We start from the raw sequence: 11708 nt of genomic DNA on the forward strand, positions 1-11708 counted from the left end.
GTCGTCCTCGTACTGGGTCGTACTTGGGCGATCCGGGCGTGCGTCCAGGCGGGATGCCCGGCGTCGCGGACCCGGCGGGACTTTGAAGACGCGCCCTGGCCGCGACACACGCACCGGACCCCCCAGACCACCGTGTTGTTCTTTGACGGCCTCTCTTGAGTGGTACTCAACAAGGGTGGTCGGTCCGTGCGGGGTGTGTCAGCTCCGCTCTGCTGGTCATCCCCAGTTTGCGGCTGATTTGCTTGGCCATGCTGGTTGCCTCCTGGGGGGTCAGGAGCAGGGCTTGGGCGACCTGGCGGTCGGTGTGGCCGGCGTGGATGAGCTCCAGCAGCCGGTGCTCGGTCAGGGAGAGTCTCGGAATTGGGGCCGGTGCCGGTTTCGGGTGTTCGCCGAGTGCGGTCAGTGCGCTGCGTGCCTGTCCGGCCAGCAGGGTGCTGCCGCAGGTGTCCGCGAGGTCGAGTGCCTGGCTGAGGATCTGGCGGGCCTGGTCGGTTTCACCGGTGTGGGTCAGGGCGGTCGCCAGGTCGTACTGGGCGCGGGCGAGTTCGAGGCGTGCGGGGGAGCGCTTGAGCAGGTCCACGGCGTCGCGCAGGAGCGCCTGTCCTTCCCGGCCGCCCTGGACGGCGCCGAGGCTTCGTGAGGCCACGCCGATCGCTCGTTCGGTGCCCCACCGGTGTGCCAGTTCCAGCTCTTCGGTGGCCAGTTGGAGTGCGTCGGTGCGCTGTCCGAGGGCCAGATGCAGCGCTGCTGCCCGGGACCGCCAGGGCGTCATGGCCAGGTTCGCCACCTGTGCGCGCTTCTCCTGCGCGCCGTATTCGAGCAGGACCGCGAGGGCGGCGGCAAGGTTGCCGCGCGCCTCGTGCAGGCGGGCGCGGGCCAGGTGCGCCAGGCCCTGCCAGGCCCAGCCCGCCTTGTCGTGGCCGGCGTCCGGCGCGAGCACGGCCGTCGCCGAGGGCAGGTCACTGCGCTCCAGCAGTGACTCGCCCAGTAGGGCAGTCATCGCCAGCTGAACCGACTCCATGCCCTCTACGCTCGTTGTGCCGGGGTGCCCGAAATCGGCGGTGAGGGGAAGCTGTTGACCTCGGCGGGTGTGGACAAGCAGGTGCCAGGTCATGGCGGCCGAGACCATCAGGAAGGAGCCGAACCGACCGCCCACGTCGGCAATCTGGCCGAATTGCGCGGCCGCGTCGTCGAGGCGGTCGGTGGCCACGAAGGCCAGCCCGGCCAGGCTCACGAGGATCTGCGAGGCGTCGATTCCCGCCAGCCCGCCCCGCAAGGCCCGGTCCAAGAGGTCGTTGGTGACCTGGGCGCTGGCGTACCCGGTGACGGCCGAGGCGGACAGGGCAGCCAGGACCGCGCACTCACCGGGGGTGTCGCCGGCCAGCTTGTACTCCCACAGCCGTTGGGCGTGCTGTCGGGCGGCGGGGAGGGTGGACAGCTGGTCGTAGCCGATCAGCACCATCTGCGCCTGCAGGAACCATGACACCTCGCGCGCAAGGCCGGTGCCGTCGTCCGTGTGCCGCAGGTCCTCCACCGCCCGGGCCAGGACGTCGACGGCGCTGTGGTGCTGATGCCCCAGGAACAGGGAGGTACCGAGCCGGTAGGCTGCCTCGGCCCGGGAGTAGGGGTCGGCCAGCGCGGCCGCGGCCTGGGCCAGGTGGTGCCTGGCCGCTGCGGCATCGACTTGCAGCTCGTCCTTGCCCAGCTCCAGCAGCAGCGGACCGCGCTCTTGGGCGCAGACGGGCTCGCGCAGGGCCCGGCGCAGGTAGGTCACGGTGGTTTCCGGGGCCCCTCGGTCGCGTGTTGTCCGCGCTGCCTGCCTCAAGGCGGCCACGCGCCAGGCTTCACCGGCCGGTTCGGTCAGCAGGAGGTGGGCTGCCACCAGATCGTCGGCGGCGCCGTCGCACCGGAGCAGTTCGGCTGCCCGAGCATGTTCTGCGGCCAGTTCCGCCGGTTCCAGGACGGCTTCGGCGACCGCCGCGCGGACCAGAGGGTGGTCGAACCGTGCCGCCTGACCGGGCGCCAGCACACCGGTGCGCTGCAGTCGGCGCCCGAGTTGGCGGGCCTGCGCCTCCCCCAGTCCCGCCAGCTGGGCCACGACGGGCCAGGCGGCCCCGTCTCCGAGCACTGCCAGGGCGCGGACCAGGCGCAGGACGGGCTCCGGCTGGCCGGTCAGGCGCTGGACGACGGTGCCGGCCAGGATCCGGCCGCGGAACTCCTCCACCAGGTGTGCCTGATCGTCGGAGGGCCTGACTTCGCTGTCCGCCAGGGTCCGCAGCAACTCGCGCAGGAGCAGCGGATTGCCCTGGGCCGCATCCGCACAGGCAGTGGTGAACCCGGGTTCGGCGGGCCCCAGGCTCGCCCGCACCAGATGGGCCACGCTGTCAGCCCCCAGTCCCGGCAGCTCGACCGGCAGGCAGTACGGCTGCCGGGCGATCTGCTCCAGCAGCGCTCCGGCCTGGGGCCCCGAGTCGGGCCGGCCCGCCAGCACCAGCAGCAGCGGCAGACCGTGCAGACGCCGCGCCAGGTACTCCAGCCACCGCAGCGAGGGGAGGTCCGCCCAGTGCGCGTCGTCGACCACCAAGGCGAGCGGCCCGTCATCAGTGACATGCACCATCAGCCAGTGCAGACTGTGCAGAAGCCCCAGCGACGCCTCGGGTAACAAACCCCCGGCCCCGCCGGCCCCCTGCGCGCCGAGAGCGTGCGACGCCAACTGCGCCGGCCCCGACAGCAGCCGCTCCCGCCCGGCATGACCGGCCCGGGCCAGCAAGGGCTCGACCAGCTGCCGCAGCACCGAGAAGGCAAAGTCCTGCTCCAGTTCCGCCCCGCTCGCGGACGCCACCCGCATCTCCCGCGGGTGCTGGACAGCCGCCCAAGCATGCAGCAGCGCGGTCTTCCCCATCCCCGCGCCCGCCCGGACCAGTACCACGGCGCCCCGGCCCGCCCGGGCCTCAGCGGCCGCACGCTCCAGCACCGCCAACTGGCCCTGGCGATCGAGCAGCCCGGAACCCCTCGCAATGTCATCGGTGCTCCGGCCCGCCCGCTTGCCCGAGCGGCCGGCCCCCAGCAGCGCGGCCGCGTCGGCGTCCGTGAGCCCCAGCGCCGACACCAGCCGCTGCACCGTGCGGTGCTGCGGGCGCTCCCGCCGCCCGCGCTCCAGATCCTGGATCGACCGGGCGGCCAGCCCGGCGGCCTCGGCGAGCTCCTCCTGCGTCAGCCCCGCGACCCGGCGCAACTCCAGCAACATCTCGCCGAACGTCGTCACCCGCCCACCCCCCACTTCCCAAGCCTCCAAGGCGTCCGGACGGAGGACCCCGCCAGGAACCCCCGCAATGCGCCGCACACCGAATCCTACTCACCGGTAATCGAATGGGAGCTTACCGGCCTGGCTCTTCACGAGTTGTGGTTCTGGCTCAACTCCTGGGCTCTGTCGCTGTTTGAGGGGTGCCTCCTTGTTGATCACGGTGACAGGAGGATGCGGCGTCGCAGGAGGTCGAAGTTGGCCCGGCCGTACGTCTGTCTCTTCAGCAGCTTGACCCTGGTCACGTTGCCCTCCACCGCTCCTGAGGTGAGGGTGGTGGTCAGGGCGGCGAGGACGGCTGCGCGGTCGCGTCGGATCCCGCCAGCCAGCGAGCGGAGTTCTTGTTGTCCGTCGAGGCGGACATCGGCGAGCCAGACGTCGAGGGCCAGATGCTCGCTGCGGCGCTCGCGCACCATGGTGGCCAGGCGCCGGGCGTACTCGGTGGTCGTGGCCAGCGCGGGGCTGCGCTCGCACAGCTCCTCAAGGCACTTGCGTTCGGTGTCGCCGAGCCGGTCGGGTCGGCGCATGATCCAGTCCGTGACGCGGCGCACGGTCGAGCGAGGAAGCGGGGCCAGGGTGTCCCTGCAGGTGGTCATGGCCAGGCGTCCCGAGAGCCAGGCTCCGGCCCGTCCTCCTAGGAACAGTGCGATATCGGTGAGTTGAGCGGTGAGGCCGGTCGTTCGGCGAGCGTGTCGGGACGTCAGATTCGATCTCCACCCCGACACCCGGGAAGAGCAGGTCAGCGACCCGAACTCCATCAGCCACGCCCGGGTGATGCCCGCCCACCTGTGGCTCAGCGCGAACCGGCCCCGCCGGTGTCAGGACCAGGCGATCTCGCCATGGCGGTCGATGAAGCGTCCGGTGCCGGCGACGGGCTCCTCGGTGGCGAGGGCGACGATCGCGTCCGTGCCCTCGGTGAGGGTCTGGGAGCCGCTGTGACCGTTTATGTCGGTCGCGGTGTAGCCGGGGTCGGCGGCGTTGACGCGAATGCCCCTGAGCCCCTTGGCGTACTGCGTGGTCAACATCGTCAGCGCCGCCTTCGAGGAGGCGTACAGCGGCGCGACGACGTGCGACTCGGACCGGCCGGGGTCGTGGGTGAAGGCGAGGGAGCCCATGCCGCTGCTGACGTTGATGATCACGGGGTCGTCCGAGCGGCGCAGCAGTGGCAGGAACGCGGTGGTGGTGCGGACGACGCCGATGACGTTGACGTCGAGGACGGCGCGGGCGTCGGCGGCGGTGAGGTCGCCGGGATCACCGAAGGGTCCCTGTACCCCCGCGTTGTTGATCAGGACGTCGATCCTGCCCTCGTGCTCGGCGACGTCCGCGGCGGCGGCGGCCACGGACGCGTCGTCGGTCACGTCGATGGGGACGAAGCGTGCGCCCAGCGCGGCGGCGGCCTCCTCACCCCGCTCACGGTCGCGGGCTCCCAGGAGAACGGTGTGACCGCACGCGATGAGGCGGCGAGCGGTCTCGCGGCCGATGCCCTTGTTGGCTCCGGTGATGAAAGTGATCGTCATGCCTTCGATGGTTGCCTGGACGAGGGAGCCGAACCAGAGACGCTTCGACGGTGGGAAGACCAGTACCACCCTCGCGCCCCCGCATGTGATCGGGGATGCAGGAGGATGAAGAGCATGACGACGACACCCCCTGGGGCCGGACTGGGCGCGGCGATCCGCACGTGGCGGAACCGGCTGCCCCCGTCGGCCGGCGGGCTGCCGGTCGTCCGCAAGCGCCGGGCTGTCGGGCTGCGGCGCGAGGAACTGGCCGACCTGGCCGGAGTGTCGGTCGACTACGTCGTGCGTCTGGAGCAGGGGCGGGCCACGACACCCTCGGCGTCGGTGGTGGCGTCCCTGGCGCGCGCCCTCCAGCTGTCCACCGCCGAGCGGGACCACCTCTACCGCCTGGCCCAGATCGTGCCGCCGACGGACGGCACGATCTGCGACCATCTCCCGCCCGGTATGCAACGAGTGCTCGTCCGCCTCGGAGACGTACCGGTTGCCGTGTTCGCGGCGGACTGGCAACTGGTCTGGTGGAACCACGGGTGGGCCGCCCTGCTGGGCGACCCCTTGGCCTCGCCGCCGCGGATCCGCAACTTCGCCCGCGACAGGTTCCCGGTGGGCGCCGATCACACCCCCCTCGTGCGGTGGCCGGTCACCGATACGGACCCCGACACCACCGACGCCGCCCTCGTCTCCGACCTGCGCCGCGCGACCGGCCGCTTCCCTCGGGACAGTCGCCTGGCCGCGCTGGTCCGCGACCTGAACGCAGGCAGCGAGAGGTTTGCCGAGTTGTGGGCGAAGGGAGAGGTGACCGCGAACCGCGAGGTCCGCAAGACGGTCGACCACCCGTCGGTGGGCCCGGTCACGGTGGACTGCGATGTCCTGACCGACGGCGACACCGAGCTCAAGATCGTCATCATGACCGCCGCGCCGGGCAGCGAGGACGAGACCAAACTCCAGCTCACCACCGTCGTCGGCCCACCGGCCGGCACGCGCAACTGATCCGCGCCGCGCGTCGGCCGACCGGCGGCTCACGGTCCCCTGTCCATCGCTTCGCGTCGTGGGGAACCTTTCAAGCGGCCAACTCCACGGCGGGGGGCGGCAGTGGGGCACGGCGCGACGAGACGCCCTTGGCCGATCGCCGGACCCGTCGAACACGGCCTGAACCTCGTCAGGTCGCCTTCCTCCTCCGTCTGCCGGGTGCACTGGGCGATGATCGACGTGATGTCCCGGAGGCTGACCCGCCGCCAGTCTCCGCCGCCCTGGCGTGACCCGCAGGTGGTGGGCACGTGAACCTGGAACCCCTGCTCGCCCGCTTGGCCACCCACGAAGAGCAGGTCATCGCCGATGCCGAGCGGCTGCGCGAGCAGATCGCCGAGCTCTCCGCCCGGCTGGGCGAGGTCGAGCAGGAACTGGAGCACCTGCGCATCACCCGCAAGACCATCCTCGCCCTACCCGACGAGGACACCCCGCAGCCTCCGGTCCCCGAGCCGCCCGCACGGCCCGAGCACGAGGTCCTGGCGAAGGAATCCGGCGAAGCTGCGGGTCGTCGGGTGACGTCATTTCTGGTGAACATCCGCAGCACCCAAGATCGCCAACTGCCGCCCGAACCACTGACCAATCGCTGCTGCTTCACGTGAACGAAGCCACCGGCCGGACGGCATCACCGCGCGGTTCTTCCGGCCGAACTTCCGGAAGTTCGTCGTGTGCTTCTTCGTGGCGCTCATACCGGGGCCGATGTTCTGCTGTACGTGCTCAAGCGCCCTGGATCACCCGCCGGGACCCAACCCCGCCGGGCTGTTCCATGCCCATGCCTATTGAGTGGCCACTGATGGACCGTCAGGGGCCGTGTCAGCACGCATTCGCTCCCAGGAACTAAGGAGAAGATCATGTACTCTGCCACCAAGACCGCGCTTCGCGCCCTGGCCGCCCTGGCCTTCACAGCCTCGGCCGTCGCTGTGGCGCCGACCGCGATGGCAGCGCCCGCGGACTCCAACGGAACCAACCAGATCCGCACCTTCGCGGGCAAGTGCCTGGACGTCTGGGACGCGGGCGTCAACGACGGGGCCGGCATCGATCAGTGGACCTGCACAGGCTTCCCTAACCAGCAGTTCACGATCGTGCCGGCCAACAACGGCCAGGTCCAGATCCACACCTTCGCGGGCAAGTGCCTGGACGTCTGGGGCGCCGGCGTCAACGACGGGGCCGGCATCGACCAGTACACCTGCACAGGCGCCCCCAACCAGCAGTTCACGAAGGTGCTGGTTGGCAACGGCCAATTCCAGATCCACACCTTCGCGGGTAAGTGCCTGGACGTCTGGGGCGCCGGCGTCAACGACGGGGCCGGCATCGACCAGTGGACCTGCACGGGCGCCGTCAACCAGCTGTTCACGATCGCCTGACGCCTGTCCCACGCTCCTCACGCGGCTCGCTCGCCCCATCTAGCGCCCCGGGTCGCTGCCCACCTGCTGGGCAGCGACCCGGGGCGCCTCGCGCGCTGGTTCGGGCGTTCGGCGGTATTCGTTGACGTCACCCCGAGGACTGGCCACCGCTGAGCGGGCGAGCCCACGGTACGCGTCCCGGGGCCGGTCGCTGCTGCAGCCCGGCCCCGGGACGCGGGATGTGCCGGCTACTCCCGAGTTCGGTGAGCCGTGCGGCGCGCTCGGTGGGGATGTCGGCGCGCCTGCTGCGGCTGTTGGCGATGAACAGCCCCGGGCTGACCTCCACCGTGGTTTCAGCGGCCAGCACCAGCAGTTCCTTGTGCTTGCGGGGCACGTGTGAGTTCTCGGTGTGACGGCGTGGGTGCTGAGTGCTTTGGCGTGCTGCCCCGTTGATTGAACGGGGAATCGGACGGCGTGCTGAGGCAGCTTCTGGACTGCTGACTGAAGGGGTCGTAGGAGACATGGCGGAGGCCGGCGGCGATGTTGCGGTGCCCGTGCCGGCGGAGCGTGTTGATCGCCAGGTTGCGCAGGGTTGCCATGTTCTCGGGGCCGTGGCCGGTGCGGATCTTCGAGGCGTCCTCGCCGAAGGTGGTATCGCGAACGAGGTGAAGCCGGTTCTCGATGGTCCACTGAGCCGTGTGCAGCGTGAACGTTGCAGGTCACGGGGCCTGGTGTGCGTCGATGTCGGCCTGCTCACGCTGGCCAGCGGCCGGTGTGTCCACGGTGAAGATCGTCTGACTGGCCGGTCGTGGGAGCTCTCGGGTTCTGCTGCGCTGGCCGCGGGAGGCCGCCTACGATCCGTCACCATGCGGACCGCTGCCGGGTGGCGGGGAGGGTGCGGGATGTCTGAACTGGAACGGATCACGGCTCGCCGGAGCGAGCTGGACGCCCTCGCCGAGGAGTTGGGCAAGCAGTTACGGGAAGTCCAGGCGGAGCGCGATGAGTTGGTGATCGCCGAACGGGTCTTGCGGCGGTTGGCCGAGCAGGATCGGGCCGAGGCGGAGGCGGCTGTAGCGGAAGCTCCGGTGAAGGCTCAGGTGGCGGGGCGTGCGGCGCTGCTGGTTCCGCACCGCGGCGAGTGCCCGGACGAGAGCGCGCTGCCTAGTGATTACCGGCGGATCTTGTCGATCGTGCGGGCCGCTGGCGGCGCGGTGCAGGTGAGGGCGGTGGGCGAGGAACTGGGCCTGGAGGTGGAGGTGCGCGGGAAACTGGAGCCGCTGCGCGCAAGGTTGACCAAGCTCGCGGAGCCCGGCTGGCTGCACAAACGCCCTGACGGGAAGTTCGCCGCACGCCTGTAGCTGTGCTGGTGGAGGACGCTCCGACGCGGTAGCCGAGCTTGAGCAGTTCGCCCTGGATGCGCTTGTACCCCCAAGCGGCGTTCTCCGTGGCCAGTCGTTCGATGAGCGCGGCGATCGTCTCGTCGACCGGTGGGCGGCCGGCCCGGCTCGGATAGGTCCACTTCTTCCTGACCAGCCGACGATGCCAGCGCAGGATGGTTCCGGGAGTGACCAGACGGTGTCGACGCAGATTCGTGGGCAGCAGTCGGACCAGTGCGGCAAGGACCGCACGGTCCGCCCAGTCCAGGCGCGGCTTCGGAGTCCTTCTGCGAAGCACCGCCACCTCGTGGCGTAGAACGAGCAGCTCGACGTCCTTCGACGCCGAGGAACGACTGAGCAGCATGAACCAGCTCAGCAGCCGGGTGAAGATCAGATAGACGAGGCGCAGCGACACGATCCTGCCCCGATCGCCACGCGGTTCGCATCGTCGCCGGTCACATAGGCAAGCCGAGTTCTGGAACCCCACAGCCCGGATACACCGGCCTCGGAACCACATCCGAGTCCCACGTACTGCCCACCCGGCCCGAACATTCACCCCTGGCGGCCTGGCCTTTCGGCAACTGATCGACTACATCGGAGCCACCGAACTGGGTTACGGGACGATCTCGGGAGCCACACGTACCTTCGCCGATGACGCCGAGTTCTCCGGGGTCCTCCTGTTCCTCCATTCGTTTCAGGATCAGGCCGCCGCGCAGAACGCGGTCGACGATGTCAGGGCTCGCATCCAGGCCTGTCGCGCGTACACCCGCGCTCCGGACCAGGCTGGCGGTGCCGAGGGCGAGACGGTCCGGGACCTCACGCCCGTGCCCGTTCCCTCCGATGCCGGGGGCGGTTCCGCGGCGGTCGAGTTCACGGCCACGACGGAGACGTCCCGGAGCCACCCGATGTACAGCAAGATCCTGATCACTCGACTGAGCTCAACCGTCATGATCGTCGATTCGGAACGGGCCGGCGTGAACTCCGACGAAACCACCGAGCAGGCCTTCTTCACGGCGATCACCGCGCAATCCGTCAAGCTACGTGCCACGACCGAAGACTGAGTTAGCGTCATCTCAACTGGATAATTGACGCACAGTCACATCCCTTCGGCGAACGAACAGACTGCTATGTACCGTGCACTGAAGGCCGTGCATATCATCACCGCTCCCTCCAGTCGCTGCACGAACGGAGCCCCTTGTCAGCCGACGGAGCGCCGCAGCCCCAACTGCCCTACCGATTGCCGCGCGTCAAGCGTGAACATCAGGCGTTGCGGCGGGCGGACGGGTCGGTGCAGGTCGGTGGGGACATCTACGGCATCGCCTCGCCGTTCGACGATCCGGACGGTTCGCTCTGGCGGATCATCCGGCTGGTCGACGGGACCCGGTCCGCAGACCGAGCAGCTGCGCCTCAACTCCGGGCGCCCGCCGAGGACGTGGCGGCACTGCTGGAGGCGCTCTACGAGGGCAGGTTCCTGAAGGACGCGGCCGCCCAGGAGTCCGCAGTGCTCAGTGCGGTCGCGAACAAGGGGATGGTCCTGCTTCCATGGGCTGACAGTAGCCCGGCCTTCCGTTTCGACGAACGGCCCGCTGGGGTCCAGCAGCCAGTGGTACCCCCCCGTCCCAGAGCCATCCCCATGTCCCGTCGATCCGGCACAACGATGTGAGGTGCAGTGCCGGGCCCGGGCCACCGGCCCCGACCTCCGCCAGAAACGTGCGGTACTCGTCAGGGAGCGTGACGCCGAACCGTGCTTCGACCTCCGCGATCTCGGCGGGTGTCAGGACAGGTTCGAATGTCGGGCATCGAGACGGCTCACGACCACGGGCTCGACGTCCGGCTTCCTCCACCGCGATGACGCGTTCCCGGACTCCGGACCAGTCCACCTGCGTGTTCACGGCTCTCCTGTCGACGGCGAGCACGGACATGAGTGCCTGTCGCCGACATTCGATTTGGGTGTGGCTCCTCTGGAGGGAAGAGGGGTGGAGTTGGGGGACTGCCGACTTGGGCACGAAGGCCTGGCTCACTGCCCTGTGGGCGCCAACCGGGCATTGGCGTAAGAGCCGCTGGTCAGATGCGTGACTTACGCAGAGATGGGGAGTAAGGTCCCATACTGCATTGAGGTCATTACCATCAGTTGATGCGCCACTGGTTCGGGAGGACATGATGCTTGCGGACACGGTCAGGACATGGGCGGCGGGCTGGGCGATATCCCGGCGCACACCCCCGCCGATCGAGCAACCCTGGGGGCTATACATCGAGGTGGCCGACAACCCCGCCGAAGTAGGGCGCCATGTCCTGCCCGTGACCGATGAGTCGTTGGTCCGCAGTGCGGCCGTCTCGGTGGCGGCGCCACGAACCTGGCTGAAAATGCCCGCGGAGCCCGAGGACGTCGAGCCCTGGCTGTCGCCGGGATGGGTGGTGGCCTGGGAAGAGACCGGCCACCTGATGGCCATCGACCTGACAGCCACCAAGCTGGCCACACCCGAGGGATACACCGCCACCGTTCAGGCTGTCGACGACGTCGTGTACGTCCGCGTACTGGATGCAGCGGGCGAGCCCGCGGCCCAGGGGCAGATGGCGGTAGTCGGCGAGACCGCGGTGGTGGACCGGGTGATCACGGCAGAGAGCCATCGCCGTAAGGGACTGGGCGGCTTCGTGATGCGCTCTCTCGCCAACCGGGCTGTGGAACGCGGTGCGGACACGGGCGTTCTCGGCGCGACGGACGCCGGACGCGCGCTGTACGAGACCCTGGGCTGGAAGAAGCACTCAACGATCGCGGAGTGCATCTACCGCTCCTGACGCCAGAGGTACGGGCCGAACGGGAAGCCTGGCGTACCGATCAACGCCACCGCCCGGGCCCCGTCGGATGTCAGAGCCCCGTGCGACCCGAACCGGCAGGCACCCGGCTTCCACCTTCCCCCCAGAGGAGCCGCACCCATCGTTGATCGTTCCTGGGCGCTTGTGGGGCGCGGCGGCGTCGCAGCACACGGTCATGTGCGTCTCGAACGCTCCCCTGAATACGGCGGTCGCGGGAACTCGTCCCGGCGCGGTCGCCAATGCTCCATGGACTGATCATCTCAACTGCCCGAGCCGGCCCGAATCCGAGTTCTATCGCCATCGACTCCCCCCTGACCACGGTGCCTGCGGGTCTGCT

General features: G+C 69.6%; 11 protein-coding genes and 1 pseudogene. 7 read left to right on the plus strand and 5 right to left on the minus strand.

Features of this window, described 5'->3' with window-relative positions:
• Nucleotides 1-166 precede the first annotated feature (166 nt).
• The 3 genes from ABH937_RS34000 to ABH937_RS34010 form a co-directional block, all read right to left on the minus strand.
• Nucleotides 167-3265, minus strand: a complete 3099-nt coding sequence (locus tag ABH937_RS34000; protein ID WP_370220467.1) for an AAA family ATPase — start codon at nt 3263-3265, stop codon at nt 167-169.
• Nucleotides 3266-3459: 194 nt separating this feature from the next.
• Complete coding sequence (locus tag ABH937_RS34005; protein WP_280691843.1) at nt 3460-3897, minus strand: transposase; 438 nt, start codon at nt 3895-3897, stop codon at nt 3460-3462.
• A gap of 222 nt (nt 3898-4119) precedes the next feature.
• The gene (locus ABH937_RS34010; RefSeq protein ID WP_370220468.1) at nt 4120-4818 is read right to left on the minus strand and encodes an SDR family NAD(P)-dependent oxidoreductase; all 699 of its coding nucleotides are present in this window, start codon (nt 4816-4818) and stop codon (nt 4120-4122) included.
• Nucleotides 4819-4923: 105 nt separating this feature from the next.
• Between ABH937_RS34010 and ABH937_RS34015 the strand changes: the two genes are divergently transcribed.
• The 3 genes from ABH937_RS34015 to ABH937_RS34025 all read left to right on the plus strand — a co-directional run bounded on the left by ABH937_RS34015 (nt 4924) and on the right by ABH937_RS34025 (nt 7202).
• Nucleotides 4924-5802 carry a helix-turn-helix transcriptional regulator gene (locus tag ABH937_RS34015; protein WP_370220469.1) on the plus strand — a complete coding sequence of 293 codons (879 nt, stop codon included), beginning with the start codon at nt 4924-4926 and terminating at the stop codon, nt 5800-5802.
• 287 nt (nt 5803-6089) lie between these two features.
• Entirely contained in the window at nt 6090-6440 is a 351-nt protein-coding gene (locus ABH937_RS34020) for a hypothetical protein (RefSeq protein ID WP_370220470.1), read from the plus strand.
• Nucleotides 6441-6689: 249 nt separating this feature from the next.
• Nucleotides 6690-7202, plus strand: coding sequence for an RICIN domain-containing protein (locus ABH937_RS34025; RefSeq protein ID WP_370220471.1), 513 nt, complete (start codon nt 6690-6692; stop codon nt 7200-7202).
• Between the two features lie 127 nt (nt 7203-7329).
• Here the strand turns inward: ABH937_RS34025 and ABH937_RS34030 are convergent, their stop codons facing one another.
• Complete coding sequence (locus ABH937_RS34030) at nt 7330-7575, minus strand: hypothetical protein (protein WP_370220472.1); 246 nt, start codon at nt 7573-7575, stop codon at nt 7330-7332.
• A 127-nt stretch (nt 7576-7702) separates the two neighbouring features.
• On the opposite strand from ABH937_RS34030, the gene ABH937_RS34035 reads away from it, so the two are divergent.
• From ABH937_RS34035 to ABH937_RS34045, 3 genes are all read left to right on the plus strand, one after another.
• Entirely contained in the window at nt 7703-8539 is an 837-nt protein-coding gene (locus tag ABH937_RS34035; RefSeq protein WP_370220473.1) for a hypothetical protein, read from the plus strand.
• A gap of 923 nt (nt 8540-9462) precedes the next feature.
• The gene (locus ABH937_RS34040) at nt 9463-9618 is read left to right on the plus strand and encodes a hypothetical protein (RefSeq protein WP_370220474.1); all 156 of its coding nucleotides are present in this window, start codon (nt 9463-9465) and stop codon (nt 9616-9618) included.
• 134 nt (nt 9619-9752) lie between these two features.
• Nucleotides 9753-10220: a hypothetical protein gene (locus ABH937_RS34045; protein WP_370220495.1), complete on the plus strand. Its 468-nt coding sequence runs from the start codon at nt 9753-9755 to the stop codon at nt 10218-10220.
• Nucleotides 10221-10233: 13 nt separating this feature from the next.
• Here the strand turns inward: ABH937_RS34045 and ABH937_RS34050 are convergent.
• A pseudogene (locus ABH937_RS34050) lies at nt 10234-10809 on the minus strand (SMI1/KNR4 family protein); the annotation flags it as partial.
• Nucleotides 10810-10813: 4 nt separating this feature from the next.
• Between ABH937_RS34050 and ABH937_RS34055 the strand changes: the two are divergent.
• A complete protein-coding gene (locus ABH937_RS34055; protein WP_370220475.1) occupies nt 10814-11353 on the plus strand; it encodes a GNAT family N-acetyltransferase in 540 nt (179 codons plus the stop codon).
• Nucleotides 11354-11708 lie beyond the last annotated feature (355 nt).

Origin of the sequence: Kitasatospora sp. GAS1066B, from assembly GCF_041262605.1 — a bacterium.
GTDB lineage: Bacteria > Actinomycetota > Actinomycetes > Streptomycetales > Streptomycetaceae > Kitasatospora.